This window comes from Streptomyces adustus (genome assembly GCF_009377175.1).
Lineage (GTDB): Bacteria > Actinomycetota > Actinomycetes > Streptomycetales > Streptomycetaceae > Streptomyces > Streptomyces adustus.
Genome location: NZ_VJZD01000032.1, coordinates 1 through 17901, shown reverse-complemented (window position 1 = coordinate 17901; position 17901 = coordinate 1). Strand labels below are relative to the sequence as shown.

Sequence of the window (17901 nt, the reverse complement as noted above, 5' to 3'; positions counted from 1 at the left end):
CTGCGAAAACGCCGTTCCGTGAGGCTGGTTGGGGCACGTGGTGACGCCACCTGACCCAACACCCCGGCGCAGCACGCAGCACGCAGCACGCAGCACGCAGCACGCAGAACGCCGTCGGCGGCGGACGGCGCGCAGGACGCGCACCCTCCGCCGCCGCCAAGCCCGGGGCCCGGAGCTACTGCCCGACCCGCCCCGGCTGGAGGACCTGGGTGAACAGCACGGTGCCGTCCTGCTCGCGCAGTCGCACCGTCAGCTCACCGCTGCCGCCGTCGATGTCGACCTCGCCGAAGAACTGGTAGCCGCCCGCGGGCGAGACGTTGGACGCCGTCGGCGCCTTCACGAACACCCGCTCGGGACCGAAGGTGCCGTCCAGCGCGCTGGCCGGGAAGGCACCGGCGTTCAGCGGGCCCGAGACGAACTCCCAGAACGGCTCGAAGTCGGTGAACGCCGCCCGCGACGGCTGGTAGTGCTGGGCCGAGGTGTGGTGCACGTCGGCCGTCAGCCACACGGTGCCGGTGATCCGCCGGTGCTTGATGTACCGCAGCAGTTCGGCCATCTGGAGCTCACGGCCGAGCGGCGCGCCCGGGTCGCCCTGCGCCACCGCCTCGAAGTTCGCCCGGCCCTCGGTGGCGTCGGGCACGACCAGCCCGATCGGCATGTCCGCGGCGATGACCTTCCACACCGCACGCGAACGCGACAGCTCCCGCTTGAGCCATTCCAACTGCTCGCGGCCGAGGATGCCCTGCGGGTCCACGGTCTGGTCGTCGGGCGAGTTGGCGTTGCGGTAGGTCCGCATGTCCAGCACGAACACGTCGAGCAGCGGGCCGTGGCGCATGACCCGGTGGACCCGGCCCTGCGCCGCGCCCGGCCGCAGCGTCGAGATCGGGAAGTACTCGCTGAACGCCCGCCGGGCGCGGGCCGCCAGCGCGTCGACGCTCTTCACGGTGTAGCGGGTGTCGGAGTCCGCGATCACCTCGCCCGGGTACCAGTTGTTGCGCACCTCGTGGTCGTCCCACTGGATGACCGACGGCACCTGGGCGTTGAACCGCCGCAGGTTCTCGTCGAGGAGGTTGTAGCGGAAGTTGCCGCGGAACTCGGCCAGGGTCTCGGCGACCTTGGCCTTCTCCTCGGTGGTGACGTTGCGCCAGGTGCTGCCGTCGGGCAGCGCCTGGGTCGCCGCGATCGGACCGTCGGCGTAGATGTTGTCGCCGCTGCACACGAAGAAGTCCGGATCGAGCGCGGCCATGGCGTCGTAGATCCGGTAGCCGCCGAGGTCGGGGTTGATGCCCCAGCCCTGCCCCGCCAGGTCCCCGGACCACAGGAAGCGCACCCCGTGCCGTCGGCCGGCCGGCACGGTGCGGAAGGTGCCGGTGACCGGCTCGCCGGTGCGGCGCGGATCGTCCGGGTCGGCGAGCAGCACCCGGTAGTGGATCTGCTCGCCCGCGGGCAGCCCGTGCAGCCGGGTGGTGCCGGTGAGGTCGGTGTCGGGGCCCAGCAGCGGACCGTGCCAGGTGCGCGGGTTGCGGAACGACTCCGTGGCGGAGGTCTGGACGGTCATCCGGGCCGGGCGGTCGGAACGCACCCACACCAGTCCCGAGTCGGACGTCACGTCGCCGCTCTGCACGCCCCAGTCCGCCCGGGGGCGCCCGGACCGGGCGAACGCGGGTGCGGCACCGAGGCCGAGGGGCACGGTCAGGGCCGCCGACGCGGCCAGCGAGCCGCGCAGCACGCTGCGACGGTCGGGGAACGGACGGTGTGACATGGATGCGCCTCCAGTGACGGGAACCGGCCGGTGTGCAGTGCCACCCCACACCTACTGGTACGCCGCAGCGCACACGCAAACCAGGAGTGAACAACGGGCCGCGCCACCGGGACGCGCGAACCGGCCGCCGACGCGGCCCGGTTCACCCGGCGACCGCCGACGCCATCCGGTGAATGCCGGCGCGGATCCGGGCGGGCGGCAGATGCGCGTACCCGAGGACCAGCCGCACCTCCCCGGACGCGTCGTCGGCCACGCCCCCGGCACGCGCGTGCGTGCAGTGCCTCAGCGGGCGTACGGCGACACCGGCGGCGGCCACGCGCGCGAGAAACCGTTCCTCGGGCCCGTACCGCCGCGGCAGCGCGGCGACGGCGTGCAGCCCGGCCGCGATCCCGGTCACCGACGAACCGGGGAAGGCCTCCTGGAGAGCGGTCACCAGGGTGTCGCGGCGCTCGCGGTAGACCCGCTGGCAGCGGCGCAGCTGACGGTCGTAGTCGCCGCGCTCCAGGAATCGTGCGAAAGCGGCCTGGTCGAGGGCGGGGTGGCCGAGATCAAGGGTCCGCTTGCGCTCCACCACCTCGTCGGCCAGCGCGTCCGGCACCAGCAGCCAGCCCAGGCGCAGGCCCGGCGCGAGGGACTTGCTGACCGAACCCGCGTACAGGACGCGTTCGGGGTCCAGTCCCTGGAGCGCGCCGACGGGGGCGCGGTCGTAGCGGAAGTCGCCGTCGTAGTCGTCCTCCAGGACGAAGCCGTCCACCGCGCGTGCCCAGTCGAGGAGTTGCGCGCGGCGCCGTGCGGAGTAGGCGATCCCGGTGGGGTACTGGTGGGCGGGCGTCGTCACCACGGCCCGCACGCCGGAGGCCGTCAACGGCCCGAGGGCGAGCCCCTCGTCGTCCAGTGGAAGCGGTACGACGTCGACGCCGGCCGAGGTGTACAGACCGGTGTGCTGGGGACTGCCGGGGTCCTCCACGCCGACGGCGGGCAGCCCGCGCGCGTGCAGGACGGATCCGAGGAGTGACGTCGCCTGGGCCACCCCGGAGACGACCACGATCCGCTCCGGGTCGGCGACGACGCCCCGGCGGCGCGTGAGCAGTTCGGCCAGGGCGCCGCGCAGTCGGGGCAGCCCGCGCGGGTCGGGGTAGCCGAGGTGGTGGTGGGGCAGTTCGGCGAGCACACCGCGCAGCGCGGCGGTCCAGGCGGCGCGCGGGAACAGCGACAGGTCGGGGGTGCCGGGCACGAAGTCGGCGCCGTCGCCGGGAGAGCGCGGAGCGAGGTCACGCGCGCGTGCGGGCGCGGACCGCACGGCACCGCCCACCCAGGTCCCGGCGCCCCGGCCGCTGCGCAGATAGCCCTCGGCGGTCAACTGCTCGTAGGCGTCCGTGACCAGGCCGCGCGAGACGCCGAGGTCCGCGGCGAGCTCGCGGCTGGACGGCAGCCGGGTGCCGGGTGCCAGACGTCCGCAGCGGACCGCCTCACGCAGCGCGGCCTGGAGGGAGCGGCCACGCGCGCGTGCCGGTGCGGAGACGGCCGGTAGGAGCAGTTCCCAGGCGGGCGAGGCCGTGGAACCGGCCGGATTGGTCCCCGAAGACGTCATGGAAGTGGACCTTAAACGGGGCCGCGGCGAAACCTAGCGTCACCGTCATGAACGCCACCCTCACGCGCGGCAGTCTCCTGGCCGCGCTCGCCTGCGTCCTCGTCGGTGCGTCCTTCACCGCCAACAGCGTCCTCGGCGACTTCCCGTACGCGGGCGGTCAGTTCCTGCGCTACGGCCTCGCCTGTCTGCTCCTGCTCCCGCTCGTCCGCGCGGAGGCGGCCGCCCGGCTGCGGGCGCTCACCCCGCGCCGGTGGGCCCGCCTCGCCCTGCTCGCGGCCGTCGGCATGGTCGGCTTCAACCTGGCGGTCCTCGCCGCCGAACGCTCCGCGGAACCCGCCGTCCCGGGTGTGCTCGTGGGCTGCGCGCCGGTGGTCGTGGCCGTAGTCGTCCCCCTCCTGGAGGGCCGCTGTCCCCGGCGGGCCGTCCTGTACGGGGCGTCCCTCGTCGCCGTCGGCGCCTGCACCGTCCAGGGCTGGGGGCGCACGGACGCGGCGGGCATCGCCTTCTCCGGGTGCGCGTTGGTCGGCGAGGTCGGCTTCGCGGTCCTCGCGGTGCCCGTGCTCGCGGCCCTGGGGCCCAGGCTGCTGTCGGCCACGGTGTGCGGCCTCGCGGCCGTCGAATCCGCCGCGGCGGGCCTGCTGCTGGACGGCGGGGCGTGGCTGAGGCGGCCCGACACCGACGAGGCCGCCGCGCTGCTGTGGCAGGCGGTGATCGTCACGGTCGTCGGCTTCGTGTGCTGGTACATGGGCATGCAGCGGATCGGCGCGGAGCGCGCCACGCTGTTCTCCGGGCTCATCCCCGTCGCGGCCGCCTGCACCGCCCCGCTCGTCGGCACGGGATCCTACGGCGCCGCCCAGGCCGTGGGCAGCGTCCTGGTCGGCGCCGGGGTCGCCCTGGGCTCGGCGGCGTCGGCCGCACGCGCGCGAGGATCGGCGGCGTCGGCCACGCGCGTGCCGGGGTCAGCGGCTTCCGTCGAGGATGACCCGGGCGACCAGGGCCGGGTCGTCGTTCATCGGGCAGTGGCCGCAGCCGGGCAGTCGCACCAGTCGGGCCCGGGGGATGATCTGCTTGGCGCGCACCCCCTGGCGGCGTACGAGCAGCAGATCCCTGGTGCCCCAGGCCACGGTGACCGGGATCCCGGGGATGTCGTCGATGAACCGGATGTCCGCTCCGGCCCGCAGGGTCGCGTCGAAGCCCGTGGCGTGCGCCAGGGCGAGCGTCTCGGCGACCACGGCGTCGGGTGAACGGCGCGCGGGGCGGGCGTAGATCGTGCTCGTCAGCGCCGCACGGCCGGCCGCCGTGCGCGCCAGGCGCTCGACGAGCGGCAGCGGCATCCGGCGGGCGATCCGCCGCATCGCGAGCAGGACGCCGAAGGCGTAGCGCCGTTCGGCCTGCGACCAGAACCCGGCGGGGGACAGGGCCGTGACGGACCGTACGAGCTTCTCGCGTCCGAGGTCGAGGGCGAGCAGGCCGCCCAGGGAATTGCCCGCCACATGGGGTCGGTCCAGCTCCAGTGCCTCGCAGAAGGCGCCGAACACGGCGCTCGTCGTCGGCAGGTCGTAGGCCAGGCCGTCGGGCAGGCCCGGGGACGCGCCGAAGCCGGGCAGGTCCACGGCGATGACGTCGCGTTCGGTGGCGAGGATGTCCACCACGGGGTCCCAGGCCTGTCGGTGGTGTCCTATGCCGTGCAGCAGGAGCAGGGGTTCGCCGCGTCCCACGCGCGCGTAGGAGACGGTCACGTTCTGCGGGCCCCGGGGGGACGGGACCGGGAAGGAGACGGTGGCGGACATGGGGGTGCTCCTCGGCTGGACTCGCTGACGGACGCCGTAGACAGCTTGTCAGCAATTACTACCGACGGGTAGCCCTTCGTCGCCGCGCGTGTACCGGCCCGTCGGGACCTCAGCGGGCCCTGCGCGCCCGCGGGTTGGGGTCCGGGTGCCCGATCTCCGGAACGGGACCGACCGGGCGCCCGCCCGGCTCGGGCGCCGCCCCTGACCCCGGGGTTTCGTCGGGATGTCGCGAATGCGGCCCTGTACGAACGGCTTGTGAACGCTCCACGGCGACCGGCCCAAATCGGGTCGGAAGGATCGAGGATTGGTATTGACCAAGGGTTGAGCCCGCCTTATCGTCGCAGAGAAGTGCAACAACCTTTAATAAACAAGGGCGCTTAAACGCCGCCGGATCACGGCGATTGCGGAGGACAGGGTGGGGACCACGCAGCTGGAATCGGTGGCGGAACCGAAGTACTGGCACCTGAGGACCGTGCTCACCGAGGCACTGGACTCCGAGTTCGCCGTGGGCGAGATCCTGCCCAACGAGCGAGACCTCGCCGCCCGCTTCGGCGTCGCCCGCGCCACCCTCCGTCAGGCCCTGGAGCAGTTGGAGCTGGAGGGCCGCCTCCAGCGCCGTCGCGGCGTCGGCACGACCGTCGCCCCGCCCCGGGTCGGGGTGGCCGTCGGCACCGAACATCACGCCTGGCCGGGATCGGCCGAGGACGCCTGGCAGCCCGTCGACTCCGTACTGGCCGTGCCGCCCGCGGCCGTCGCCGAGGTCCTGGGCACCGGCCCGGACGAAGCCGTGCACACGGTACGCCGGTCCCGGACGAGCCAGGGCCAGCCCGTCGCCGCCGAACTCCTGCACATCCCGCGGTCCTCGGTCCCCGACCTGTCCGCCATAGACGCCCCGTCCGGCGCGGCACGCGCCCGTGCCGTGCTGCGCGAGGTGCAGCGGCTGGAGCTGGAGGGCCGGGAGAACTCCGTCGAGCTCGGCTCGGCCCGCGCCGACGACGCCAAGGAGCTGGACCGACTGCCCGGCGCCCCCGTCCTCGTCGTCACCACCCGCTTCCTCAGCGGAGGCAGGGTCGCCGCGCTCTCCGTGGCCACCTACCGCGCGGACACCTGCCGGCTCACCTTCGGCGCCTCGGGCGGCGTGGAGATCCACCACGGACCGCAGCAGCGCGCCTCCTGACCGACGTCCCGTCCGCGCCCCGGAACACCACCGGGGCGCGTGCCGGTCGCCTCAGTACCGCGCGGTCGCCGTGCCCTCCACCGCGAACAACTGCTTCTCCACATGGTCCAGGGCCAGCCGCAGCGCCCCCGTCGCCACGGCCGCCTCACCGAGCAGGGACAGGGTCACCTTCGGCGGCCGCAGACAGTAGCGGGCCAGCTCGCGCCGCAGCGGCTCCAGCACCCCGTCCAGACCGGCCGCCCAGCCCCCGATGACCACCAGTTCCGGGTCCAGCGCGAGAGCGAGCGCCGCGACGTCGTGGACGAGCCGCTGGATGAAACGGTCGACGGCCGCCAGCGCCCGCTGGTCACCCTGACGCGCCTGCGCGAAGACCTGCGCGACCGCCTGCTCGTCCAACGGGTGCAACGGCTCGTCCGTGGTCGACAGCAGCGTCTCCGGAGTGACCTCCCGGCCCAGCAGATGCAGCGCGCCGATCTCGCCGGCCGCCCCGCCGAACCCGCGGTGCAGCCGCCCGCCGATCAGCGAACCGGCCCCCGGGCTCAGCCCGGCCAGCACGAACACGATGTCGTCCGAGTCCCTGGCGGAGCCCTTCCAGTGCTCGGCGACGGCCGCCGCGTTCGCGTCGTTCTCGACCAGCACCGGACACTTGAAGGAACGACTCAACCGTTCGCCCAGGCGCAGCCCGGTCCATTCGGGCAGCGCGGTGCCCAGCCGTACGGTGCCGTCCGCCTCGACGATCCCGGGCGTCGCCACGCCCACCGCGCGCAGCGAGTTCCGGGGTACCCCGGCCCGCCGCAACAGCTCGGCGACCGCCGTGCGCAGCCGCTCCAGGCGGTCGTCGGCGGAAGCCGTCTCCTCGACCTCCTTGGCCTGGGCCCCGATGATCCGGCCGTCCAGGTCGGCCAGCAGCGCGGCGACCCGGTGCGGGCCGATCTCCAGCCCCAGCAGATGGCCGGCCTCCGCACGGAACCGGAACCGGCGCGCGGGCCGTCCCTGGCGCCGCGTCGCCCCGTCCTCGGCGGCCGTCTCCACGACCAGACCGCCCACGATGAGGTCCTCCACGACGCCCTCGACCGTGGGCCGGGACAACCCCGTCACCCGGGTGATCTCGGTCAGCGTCGCGCAGTCCGTGGCACGCAGCGCGTGCAGCACCACCGCGGAGTTGATCCTCCGCAACAGTGAGGGATCCCCGCCGGTCAGCCGTCCCAACGTCCGTCCTCCCAGCTCGTGCGCATGTTGGCCGGATCGTACTCGGCGCGGAGGAGCCCGGCGAGCGCCGGGGACCCGGTCCCGCCCCGGGCGGACCGTTTCAGCTCGGTGTCACGAACCCCGACTCGAACGCCGTGATCACCGCCTGGGTGCGGTCCCGGGCCCCCAGCTTGGCCAGTACGGCGCTGACGTGCGACTTCACCGTCTCGGTACCGACCGTCAGCCGGACGGCGATCTCCCCGTTGGACAGACCCCGGGTCATCAGGCGCAGCACCTCCGCCTCCCGCTCCGTCAGCCGGGCCCGTTCGAGCACCGCCCGGGCCTGCGCGTTCCCGGGCCGGTCGCCGTACTCGGCGGCCAACTTCCGTACCGTCGCCGGGAAGAGCAGCGACTCGCCCTCGGCGACCAGCCGCACCGCGTGCACGATCTCGGCCGGCCGGGCCCGCTTGAGCAGGAAACCGTCGGCACCCGCGCGCAGCGCGTCGTACACGTACTCGTCGTTCTCGAACGTGGTCACCACGATGATCTTCGGCGGCTGCTCGACCGTCCGCAGCACCGCTCGGGTGGCCTCGATGCCGTCCATCAGAGGCATGCGCACGTCCATGGCGACGACATCGGGCCGCAACTGCCGCACCAGCGGAATCACCGACGCACCGTCCGCCGCCTCCCCGACCACCGTGATGTCGGGCTGCGTCTCCAACACGGCCCGCAGACCGGCGCGTACGAGGGGTTCGTCGTCGACGAGGAGCACGGTGACCGGCATCGGGCCAGCGTAGATCAGCGCAGCGGCAGCTCCGCGCGCACCTGCCAGTCCCCCTCGTACGGACCCGTGTGCGCGTGCCCGCCGAGCAGGGCAGCACGCTCGCGTATCCCGCGCAGCCCGCTGCCGCGTCCGGGGCCCGACGCACCGCCCTCCAGCGGATTGCGCACCTCCAGGGCCAGCGCTCCGTCGGCGACCTCGACGCGCACCCGGACCGCAACGGCCCCCGCGTGCCGCAGCACATTGGTCAGCGACTCCTGGAGGATGCGGTAGCCCTCGCGGGAGACCGGGCCGGGCACGGTGTCGAGCGGACCGGTCATGTCGATCTCGACCTTCGCGCCCGAGGCGCGCGCGGACTCCAACAGCCGGTCGGCGTCCGCGAGCGTGGGCCGCCCGCTCACCGGCCGCTCCGACTCGCGCAGCACGCCGAGGACCCGCTCCAGGTCCTCCAGGGCGGCCCGGCCGGTCTCCTCGATGGCGGCCAGGGCCCGGTCGGTGAACGCCGGGTCCCCCGCGGCACGGGCGGCCCCCGCCTGGACCACCGCCACGGTCAGGGCGTGACCTATCGAGTCGTGCAGCTCCCGTGCGATCCGGTTGCGTTCCAGGAGTTGCTCCGTGCGTTCCTCCAGGGCGGCGAGACGTTCGGCGGGTGAAGGGCCCAACAGCCGGGGTGCCAGCGCGGTGACGATGCGGCCGGGGACGACCACCGTCACCGCCATCGCGACCAGCACCGGCGGCACGAGCAGCAGATGCCACGGGGACCGGCCGTCGAGGACGGGCAGTCCGCCGTCCCCCACGCCCCGGTCGAAGACCGACAGCACCAGGTCCACGGCGGTGAACAGGAGCCGCGCGACGGACACGGCGGTCACACAGCCCAGCAGCAGCCGCGCCTCCAGCCACACCACGAGCCGCCCCCGGTCGCCCCACGAGACGGACGGAGCCACGACGATGCCGGTGCTCCCGCTGTCGTGCCCGTGACCGGTCAGCAGCAGTCTGGCCTGGAGCCCCTCCACGGTGCGCATCGCGGGCACCAGCCCGACGGGGACGAGGAGCGCGCCCGCCGCCACCCAGGTCCACCACGCCTCCTCGACGAACAACCACAGGCTCGGCCACACGATCGCGATGAGCAGATGCAGCAACCGTGTGTACGTCACCGCCCGTCCGAACGGGCGCAGCAGGCGGGCCATGCCGACATCGTGTCAGCCCCCACCGACAACCGGCCTCCCCCGGGCGGGGGAGACGCTCTCCCCTCACGGGGGAGGCACCGGCCCCGGTGCGACGGCCAGGCTGCTGCCATGACCAGCATCGACGTACAGGACCTCACCAAGGAGTTCGGGGCCCGGCGCGCCGTGGACCGGCTCACCTTCCGCGTGCTGCCCGGCCGGGTCACCGGCTTCCTCGGACCCAACGGGGCGGGCAAGTCCACCACCATGCGGCTCGCACTCGGCCTCGACCGGCCGACCTCCGGAACCGCCACGATCGGGGGCCGCCCCTATGCCACGCTCACCGACCCCCTGCGCCGGGTGGGTGCGTTGCTCGACGCCGGGGCCGCGCACGGCTCCCGCACCGGTCGCGACCATCTGCGCGCCCTCGCCGCGAGCAACCGCATCCCGGTCTGCCGGGTCGACGAGATGCTGGAGGAGACCGGTCTCACGACGGTGGCACGGCGCCGGGTGAAGACGTACTCACTGGGCATGCGCCAACGGCTGGGGATCGCCGCCGCACTGCTCGGCGATCCGGAAGTGGTCCTGCTGGACGAGCCGTCCAACGGTCTCGACCCGGAAGGCATCATCTGGATCCGCGGGCTGCTGCGCCGACTCGCGGCGCAGGGCCGTACCGTCTTCGTCTCCAGTCATCTCATGACCGAGACCGCCTCGTTCGCCGACCACCTCGTCGTCCTCGGGCGTGGCCGGCTCCTTGCCGACACCCCGGTGCGGGACTTCATCCACGCGCGCGTGCAGCCCCGTGTGCGCATCCGCACCTCGGACACCGACGCGCTCGAGAAGGCGCTCGCCGCGCACGGTCACGACGCCGTCGAGCACGCGGACGGCCGCTGGAGCGTGGAGCACGCGCACGTGGAGGACATCGGCCGCCTGCTGTCCGCCGCCGGGGTACCGATCCTCGAACTGGTCGCGGAGGAGGGCACGCTGGAACAGGCCTACCTCGATCTGACGGCGTCCGAAGCCGAGTTCACCACATCGACCCAGGAGGTCTGACCATGTCGTTCGCACCCGCGCTCCGCTCGGAGTGGATGAAGATCCGGACAGTGCGGTCACTTGTCGGCAGTCTCTGCGCGGTCGTCCTCGCCACCGTCGTGTTCTCCGCGCTCGCCGCACTCGATCCCGGGGGTTCCGACTTCGATCCCCTGTTCACGGTCTTCTTCGGTGTGGTCTTCGGGCAGATCGCGGCGATCGCCTTCGGTACCACGGCCGTCGCCGCCGAGTTCCGGGGCGGAGCGCTGCGGCTGTCGCTGTCGGCGGTACCGCGCAGAGGCCACTGGTTCGCGGCCAAGGCGACGGCGGTCGGACTGCCGGCGTTCGCCGTCGGGCTGGTCACCGGCTTCGCGTCCCTTTCGGTGGGCCGGGCGGTCCTGGGCTCGAAGGCCGACGGGCCGGGCTGGACCGAGTGGATCCGCGGCGCGGTCGGCTGTGGTGTCTACCTGGCGCTGATGGCGTTGTTCGCGGCGGGACTCACGGCCCTGCTGCGCAGCGGCGTGGCGGCGCTCGGCATTCTGATCCCGTTCCTGCTCATCGTCTCCTTCGTCGTCGGGAACGTGTCCGGCGGTGTCGCCGACTTCCTGCCCGACAAGGCCGGCCAGGTGGCCCTGCACCGGGCCTGGGACGGCAGCCTCGGACCGTGGACCGGCCTCGCGGTGACCGCCCTGTGGGCGGCGGCCGCCCTGCTCGCCGGGGCCTGGCGGCTGTGCCGCAGGGACGCCTGAACCCGCGACAGGACTGATACCCCGCCAATTGTCAGTGGTCGCCGTTTTACTGGACCCATGGACATCGCACGGTGCCTCACCACGATCGACCTGCTGTGCACCCGGGACCTCCACCCGGAGCACGGCGGGACGGACGCCGGCACGAGCGGCCCCGGCTACCTCGTAGCCGTGTTGCAGACCAGCGGCGAATTCTGGGAGGACGACGGCACGGAACGCGACGAGACAGCCGCGCAGTACGAACACGACAGGGACGGCCTGGCGGAGCGGCTGACCGCACGCTGGGGAGCACCACAGATATTCAGCCTGGTGAGCCTCTTCGACCGGATCATGGCCGACGAGGACATACCCGAGCCCTGGGCCCTGCTCAGCAACCACGTGCCGGACCTGCATCTGTGGCAGCTGCCGGAGACGGAACGCTGGCTGGCGCTCGGCGTGTCCCAGTGGGACAAGGAACTGCCGTTCCAGCTCATCGCCGTGATCACGGACGTGGACCCGCCCTGACGGACGGGCCCGGCCCACATCGGGTGCGCAGAACGTGCCGCCCGGTGTGCCGGACGGCGCGCCCGGCGGTGTGCCACCCGCGTCAGGCCTGTGCGGCCTCACGCAGCAGCGCGAACTCCTCCGCCATGGTCGCCGTCGTCCAGTGCGCGTTCAGCCCGCTGGGATTCGGCAGCACCCACACACGCGTGTCGCCGATCATCCGCTCCTGGGGCCCCACCTGCGCCTTGCGCTCGTCGAACGCGGCACGGTACGCCGTGACGCCCACGACCGCCAGCCAACGCGGCCGCAGCCGCGTCACCTTCGCGGCCAGCAGGGTCCCGCCCTCGCGGTACTCCCCGGCGCTCAGCTCGTCGGCCCGCGCGGTGGCCCGCGCCACGACGTTCGTGATGCCGAGCCCGTACGCGGGCAGCTCCCCCTGCTCGGCGGGCTTCATGAGTCTCGGGGTGAACCCGGACAGGTGCAGCACCGGCCAGAAGCGGTTGCCGGGGCGGGCGAAGTGGTGGCCCGTGGCCGCGGTCATCAGCCCGGGATTGATCCCGCAGAACAGCACCCGGAGACCGTCCGCGACCACGTCCGGGACGACGCGGTCGCGGGCGGCCTCCAGTTCCGCCTGGGTGAAGCGGGTCAGAGGATCGCTCCGGGGGTGTAGCCGGCCGCCTCCGGGCGCTGCTTCACGATCTCCTCGACCCGGCCCACGACGACGCCCACCTGGGCCGCCGCCGCACCGGTGAAGGACAGCTTGTCCGCCATCAGCGCGTCGAGCTGCGCGCGGTCGAGCGGCAGGCGCTCGTCGGCGGCGAGCTTGTCGAGGAGCTCATTGCGCTCGGCACCCTGCTCACGCATCGCCAGCGCCGAGGCGACCGCGTTCTCCTTGATGGCCTCGTGCGCGACCTCGCGGCCCACGCCCGCGCGCACGGCACCCATCAGCACCTTGGTGGTGGCGAGGAACGGCAGGTAGCGGTCCAGCTCCCGGGCGACGACCGCCGGGAACGCGCCGAACTCGTCCAGCACGGTCAGGAACGTCTCCAGCAGGCCGTCCAGCGCGAAGAACGCGTCCGGCAGCGCGACCCGGCGCACCACCGAGCAGGACACGTCGCCCTCGTTCCACTGGTCGCCCGCCAGCTCGCCGGTCATCGAGGCGTAACCGCGCAGGATCACGGTCAGGCCGTTGACGCGCTCGCAGGAGCGGGTGTTCATCTTGTGCGGCATCGCCGACGAGCCGACCTGCCCCGGCTTGAAGCCCTCGGTCACCAGCTCGTGCCCGGCCATCAGCCGGATCGTCTTCGCCAGCGACGAAGGCGCGGACGCCAGCTGCACCAGCGCGGTGACGACCTCGTAGTCCAGCGAGCGCGGGTAGACCTGGCCGACCGAGGTGAACGCCTGCGAGAAGCCGAGGTGCCCGGCGATCCGGTCCTCCAGTTCGGCGAGCTTCGCCGCGTCGCCGCCGAGCAGGTCCAGCATGTCCTGGGCCGTGCCGACCGGACCCTTGATGCCGCGCAGCGGGTAGCGGCCGAGCAGCTCCTCGACCCGGGCGTAGGCGACGAGCAGCTCGTCCGCGGCGGTCGCGAAGCGCTTGCCGAGGGTGGTGGCCTGGGCGGCCACGTTGTGCGAGCGCCCGGCCATGACCAGCTCGCCGTACTCGGCCGCCAGCCGGCCCAGCCGGGCCAGGACGGCCACCGTGCGGTCGCGCACCAGCTCCAGCGAGAGCCGGATCTGCAACTGCTCGACGTTCTCGGTGAGGTCGCGGGAGGTCATGCCCTTGTGGACGTGCTCATGCCCGGCGAGGTCGTTGAACTCCTCGATACGGGCCTTGACGTCATGCCGGGTGACCTTCTCGCGCTCGGCGATCGAGGCGAGGTCGACCGTGTCGAGCACGCGCTCGTAGTCGGCGATCGCGGCGTCCGGCACCTCGATCCCGAGGTCCCTCTGGGCCCGCAGCACGGCGAGCCAGAGCTGACGCTCCAGCTTCACCTTCTGCTCGGGAGACCAGAGCGTGGCGAGCTCGGTGGAGGCGTAGCGTCCGGCGAGGACGTTCGGGATGCGGGGCTTGGCGGGCGCAGAAGTCACGTGTACGGATTCTACTGGCGATTTGTGCAGGCCAGCGCCATGGACATGTTCGTAGGAACGTACGAGAGCGGTGCGGGGGCGGAAGGCGCTACGCGACCGGGCCCTCGTAGGGCAGCAGGTCGGGGCGCTTCGGGGGGAGGCCGTCGCCGGAGGAGCGGCCCGTCAGGCGGCGGCCTATCCACGGCAGCAGGTACTCCCGGGTGAAGCGCACGTCCGCCACGCGCCGGTCGATCCAGCCCGGCGGGGCGGTGGCCGGCATCGGCGTCTGCCACTCCGCGTCCTCGGCCGGGTGGCCGAGCCGCTGCCAGACCGCCTCCGCGACCCGGCGGTGGCCCTCCGCCGTCAGATGCAGCCGGTCCACGTCCCACAGTCGCGGGTCGCCGAGGGAAGGCGCCCCGTACAGGTCGACGACCAGCGCGCCGTGCTTCGCCGCGAGCCCGTCGATGCACTCGAACAGCTCCTCCATGCGCGGCCGGAACCGGTCCAGGACCGGCCCCTGCCGTCCCGGGCTGCGCATCAGCACGAGCTGCTTGCACGACGGGGCGAGCCGCTCGACGGCCTCGGTCAGCAGGCCTTGGACCCGGCCCATGTCGCACTTGGGGCGCAGGGTGTCGTTGAGGCCGCCGACCAGGGTGATCACATCGGCGCCCATCGAGGCGGCGACCGGCACCTGCTCGTCGACGATCTGGCCGATCAGCTTGCCGCGCACCGCGAGGTTGGCGTACCGGAAGTCGGGCGTCCGGGCGGCCATCCGGGCCGCGAGGAGGTCGGCCCAGCCGCGGTATGAGCCGTCGGACATGCGGTCCGACATGCCCTCGGTGAAGGAGTCACCGACGGCGACGAGGCTGGTGTACAGGGGAGTGGGGTTCGTCTGCATGGCGTCAGAGATGGTATCCCGGTTCCATACCCGCCGGTCGGTCGGCCTCGTCACAGGCTCTCCACACCCCCCCCGCCGCCTCCGCACGGAGGCGGCGGGGCCCCCTCAGGTCAGCTGGCCGAACAGTTCCCGCAGGACGTCCTCCATGGTCACCAGGCCCGCCAGCCGCCCGTCGTCGCCCAGTACGACCGCCAGGTGGGTGCGGCTGCTGCGCATCGCGGTGAGCACGTCGTCCAGCGGGGTGTCCTCCCGTACCCGGGCGATGGGGCGCATGTCCCGCAGCCGGAACGGCAGATCCCGGGGCGCGGCGTCCAGCGCGTCCTTCACATGCAGGTAGCCGACGATCCGGCGACCCTCGTCGGCCACCGGGAAACGGGAGAACCCCGAGTCTGCCGCGAGCAGCTCCAGGCCCTCCGGGGTGACACCCACGCGCGCGTAGACGACGCTCTCCAGCGGCAGGGCGACATCACGCACGGGCCTGCGGCCCAGTTCAAGGGCGTCGTGCAGGCGCTCCTGCGCGCGGACGTCGATGAGTCCCGCCTCGCCCGCGTCCTTCACGATCTGGGCGAGTTCGGCGTCCGAGAACGTCGCCGCGACCTCGTCCTTCGTCTCGATCCGCAGCAGTTTCAGCAGACCGTTCGCGAAGGCGTTGATCGCGAAGATCACCGGGCGCAGCGCGCGCGACAGCGTCACCAGCGGGGGGCCGAGCAGCATCGCGCTGCGCACCGGTTCCGCGAGCGCGATGTTCTTGGGCACCATCTCGCCCAGGAGCATGTGCAGATACGTCGCCAGGGTCAGGGCGATCACGAAGGACACCGCGTGGCCCGCTCCGGACGGGACGCCCAGCGCGTGGAACACCGGCTCCAGCAGGTGGGCGATCGCGGGCTCGGCGACCACACCGAGCACCAGGGTGCACAGGGTGATGCCGAGCTGTGCGGCCGCCATCAGGACGGACACGTGCTCCAGACCCCACAGCACGTTCCTGGCCCGGCGGTCGCCCTGTTCGGCGTACGGCTCGATCTGGCTGCGGCGCACGGAGATCAGCGCGAACTCCGCGCCCACGAAGAAGGCGTTCACGACGAGGGTCGCGAGGCCGATCAGCAGCTGTGCCGCGATCATCGGTCGGCTCCCTTCGACGGTGCTGCGGCGCTCATCGGTCCGTCGCCCTTGGACGGTGCGGCGGCGCTCATCGCTCCTTCTCCTTCTCGTCGGCCGCTGCGGCGGCGTCGGCGGCGTCGGCTGCGTCGTCGAGGGGGGCGTGCAGCAGCACGCGTGCGGCCCTGTGCCCGGAGGCGTCCACCACGTCCATGCGCCAGCCGGCGACGTCCACCCGGTCGCCGACCTGCGGAATGTGCCCGAGTTCCGCCGCGACGAGACCGGCCAGTGTCTCGTACGGTCCCTCCGGCGAGCGCAGGCCGACCCGCGCGAGCTGGTCGGTGCGGGCGGCGCCGTCCGCCGAGTACACGGCGCGGCCGTCCGCGTCGGTGCCGGCCGGCGCGAGGTCGGGGGTCTCGTGCGGGTCGTGTTCGTCACGGACCTCGCCGACGACCTCCTCGACGATGTCCTCCAGGGTCGCGACGCCCGCCGTACCGCCGTATTCGTCGATCACCACGGCCATGGTGCGTTTGCCGCCCAGCCGGTCCAGGAGCCGGTTCACGGTCAGGGACTCCGGTACGAGCAGCGGCTCGCGCATGATCCTGGAGACGGCCGTCCGGTGCCGGTGGTCCGCGGCGACCTTCAGTACGTCCTTGATGTGCGCGATGCCGACCACCGCGTCCAGGCTGTCCCGGTACACCGGGAAGCGGGACAGGCCCGTCGCCCGGGTGGCGTTCGCGACGTCCTCGCAGGTCGCCTGGGCGTCGAGGGCGATGACCTGCACGCGCGGTGTCATCACGTTCTCGGCGGTCAGGTCGGCCAGGTTCAGGGTGCGTACGAACAGTTCGGCGGTATCGGCCTCCAGGGCGCCCTGCCGGGCGGAGTGCCGGGCGAGGGCCACGAGTTCCTGCGGACTGCGGGCGGAGGCAAGCTCCTCGGCGGGTTCGATGCCGAAGCGGCGGACGACGCGGTTGGCCATGTCGTTCAGGTGGGCGATGAAGGGGCGGAAGGCGGCGCTGAACCAGCGCTGCGGGGTGCCCACGCGCTTGGCCACGGCCAGCGGGGAGGAGATGGCCCAGTTCTTGGGGACCAGCTCGCCGACGACCATCAGGACCACCGTGGACAGGGCGGTGCCCAGGACCAGGGCGGCCGACCTCGCGGTGGCGGCGGGGATGCCGAGGGACTTCAGCGGGCCCGCGATCAGCTTGGCGATCGACGGCTCGGCGAGCATGCCGACCACCAGGTTGGTGACCGTGATGCCGAGCTGGGCCCCGGACAGCTGGAAGGTCAGGTTCCGTACGGCTTTCAGGGCGCCCGCGGCGCCGCGCTCGCCGCGCTCCGCGGCGCGCGCCAGTTCGTTGCGGTCGACCGTGGTGAGCGAGAACTCGGCGGCCACGAAGACGCCACAGACGACGGAGAGCAGGATCGCCAGCAGCAGGAGGAGCACTTCGGTCATCGGGTCACCTCCGTCCCATGATCCGGCAGGGAGGAGGGATGTGCGCGACGGCGGGTACTGGGAGGCTCGCCCATGGGAGGACGCTCACACCTTTCGGTAGAGGAACGGGAACGCCCTCAATAGTAAAGGAAAGGCAAAGGGTCCTCCCTGGGCGGGGACGCGGTCAGTCGTCGAGCGGCTTCACCCAGCGCCGCCACTGTTCCTCGGGCGTGTACCCGGCCGCCCGCCAGGCATGGTGGGCGGTCTCGTTGCGGGTCAGCACCATCGCGTCGAGACGCCGGCCGCCGAGCCGTGCGAAGCGCTCCTCGGCGGCGGCCAGCAGCGCCGAACCGATGCCCTGACGTCGACGCTCCGGATCCACCGCGAGCCGGTACAGATGGCAGCGCCAGCCGTCGAAGCCCGCGATGACCGTGCCGACCAGCAGGCCGTCCCGTTCGGCCAGGATCAGCGCCTCCGGGTCGCGGGCGACCAGCCGCTGCACCCCGTCCCGGTCGTCGGAGATGCTCGTGCCCTCGGCGGCCGTCTTCCAGAAGGCCAGCACGGTGTCCAGGTCGTCGGGCGTCGCGGCCCGTATCCGTAGATCGATCATGGGGCCATCGCAGCACGGACGATGGGGCGGAGCGGGGAATTCCATCATCCGGACAGCCCCCGGACGGTGACGGCGGCGCCTCCGCC

General features: G+C 72.9%; 16 protein-coding genes and 1 pseudogene. 5 read left to right on the top strand and 12 right to left on the bottom strand.

The genetic code is table 11. The annotated features are described in order from the left end of the window. Positions 1 to 175: 175 nt before the first annotated feature. Together FNH09_RS10885 and pdxR are read right to left on the bottom strand one after the other, a co-directional pair. Positions 176 to 1762: an alkaline phosphatase D family protein gene (locus FNH09_RS10885; protein ID WP_152886568.1), complete on the bottom strand. Its 1587-nt coding sequence runs from the start codon at positions 1760 to 1762 to the stop codon at positions 176 to 178. 142 nt (positions 1763 to 1904) lie between these two features. Further along, on the bottom strand, positions 1905 to 3353 hold the full coding sequence (pdxR, locus tag FNH09_RS10880) for a MocR-like pyridoxine biosynthesis transcription factor PdxR (RefSeq protein WP_152886567.1): 1449 nt from the start codon (positions 3351 to 3353) through the stop codon (positions 1905 to 1907). 47 nt (positions 3354 to 3400) lie between these two features. On the opposite strand from pdxR, the pseudogene FNH09_RS10875 reads away from it, so the two are divergent. After that, a pseudogene (locus FNH09_RS10875) lies at positions 3401 to 4189 on the top strand (EamA family transporter); the annotation flags it as partial. 123 nt (positions 4190 to 4312) lie between these two features. Here FNH09_RS10875 and FNH09_RS10870 read toward each other — a convergent pair. Continuing rightward, positions 4313 to 5143, bottom strand: a complete 831-nt coding sequence (locus tag FNH09_RS10870; protein ID WP_152886566.1) for an alpha/beta fold hydrolase — start codon at positions 5141 to 5143, stop codon at positions 4313 to 4315. 415 nt (positions 5144 to 5558) lie between these two features. Here FNH09_RS10870 and FNH09_RS10865 point away from each other — a divergent pair, with 415 nt between their 5' ends. Continuing rightward, complete coding sequence (locus tag FNH09_RS10865) at positions 5559 to 6320, top strand: UTRA domain-containing protein (RefSeq protein ID WP_162468395.1); 762 nt, start codon at positions 5559 to 5561, stop codon at positions 6318 to 6320. Positions 6321 to 6371: 51 nt separating this feature from the next. Here the strand turns inward: FNH09_RS10865 and FNH09_RS10860 are convergent, their stop codons facing one another. The 3 genes from FNH09_RS10860 to FNH09_RS10850 all read right to left on the bottom strand — a co-directional run bounded on the left by FNH09_RS10860 (position 6372) and on the right by FNH09_RS10850 (position 9476). Further along, positions 6372 to 7529: an ROK family transcriptional regulator gene (locus tag FNH09_RS10860; protein ID WP_152886565.1), complete on the bottom strand. Its 1158-nt coding sequence runs from the start codon at positions 7527 to 7529 to the stop codon at positions 6372 to 6374. A gap of 100 nt (positions 7530 to 7629) precedes the next feature. Next, positions 7630 to 8292: a response regulator gene (locus FNH09_RS10855; RefSeq protein ID WP_152886563.1), complete on the bottom strand. Its 663-nt coding sequence runs from the start codon at positions 8290 to 8292 to the stop codon at positions 7630 to 7632. A gap of 14 nt (positions 8293 to 8306) precedes the next feature. Then, positions 8307 to 9476, bottom strand: coding sequence for a sensor histidine kinase (locus FNH09_RS10850; protein ID WP_152886561.1), 1170 nt, complete (start codon positions 9474 to 9476; stop codon positions 8307 to 8309). Positions 9477 to 9584: 108 nt separating this feature from the next. Here FNH09_RS10850 and FNH09_RS10845 point away from each other — a divergent pair, with 108 nt between their 5' ends. From FNH09_RS10845 to FNH09_RS10835, 3 genes are read left to right on the top strand one after another with little or no spacing between them, the layout of a single operon-like run. After that, positions 9585 to 10505, top strand: a complete 921-nt coding sequence (locus FNH09_RS10845) for an ATP-binding cassette domain-containing protein (protein WP_152886559.1) — start codon at positions 9585 to 9587, stop codon at positions 10503 to 10505. Between the two features lie 2 nt (positions 10506 to 10507). Beyond that, on the top strand, positions 10508 to 11230 hold the full coding sequence (locus tag FNH09_RS10840; protein WP_152886557.1) for an ABC transporter permease subunit: 723 nt from the start codon (positions 10508 to 10510) through the stop codon (positions 11228 to 11230). A 57-nt stretch (positions 11231 to 11287) separates the two neighbouring features. After that, positions 11288 to 11731: a hypothetical protein gene (locus FNH09_RS10835; protein WP_152886555.1), complete on the top strand. Its 444-nt coding sequence runs from the start codon at positions 11288 to 11290 to the stop codon at positions 11729 to 11731. An 82-nt stretch (positions 11732 to 11813) separates the two neighbouring features. Here FNH09_RS10835 and mug read toward each other — a convergent pair whose 3' ends face one another. The 6 genes from mug to FNH09_RS10805 form a co-directional block, all read right to left on the bottom strand. Beyond that, positions 11814 to 12359 carry a G/U mismatch-specific DNA glycosylase gene (gene mug, locus FNH09_RS10830; protein ID WP_152886553.1) on the bottom strand — a complete coding sequence of 182 codons (546 nt, stop codon included), beginning with the start codon at positions 12357 to 12359 and terminating at the stop codon, positions 11814 to 11816. Next, positions 12356 to 13798, bottom strand: a complete 1443-nt coding sequence (gene purB / locus FNH09_RS10825; RefSeq protein WP_162468394.1) for an adenylosuccinate lyase — start codon at positions 13796 to 13798, stop codon at positions 12356 to 12358. The genes mug and purB overlap by 4 nt, the downstream gene beginning before the upstream one ends. A gap of 88 nt (positions 13799 to 13886) precedes the next feature. After that, positions 13887 to 14675: an SGNH/GDSL hydrolase family protein gene (locus FNH09_RS10820; protein WP_152886547.1), complete on the bottom strand. Its 789-nt coding sequence runs from the start codon at positions 14673 to 14675 to the stop codon at positions 13887 to 13889. 105 nt (positions 14676 to 14780) lie between these two features. Beyond that, entirely contained in the window at positions 14781 to 15794 is a 1014-nt protein-coding gene (locus FNH09_RS10815; protein WP_152886546.1) for a hemolysin family protein, read from the bottom strand. Positions 15795 to 15861: 67 nt separating this feature from the next. Beyond that, on the bottom strand, positions 15862 to 17226 hold the full coding sequence (locus FNH09_RS10810; protein WP_152886545.1) for a hemolysin family protein: 1365 nt from the start codon (positions 17224 to 17226) through the stop codon (positions 15862 to 15864). 163 nt (positions 17227 to 17389) lie between these two features. Next, positions 17390 to 17815: a GNAT family N-acetyltransferase gene (locus tag FNH09_RS10805; RefSeq protein ID WP_152886544.1), complete on the bottom strand. Its 426-nt coding sequence runs from the start codon at positions 17813 to 17815 to the stop codon at positions 17390 to 17392. Positions 17816 to 17901: the final 86 nt, after the last annotated feature.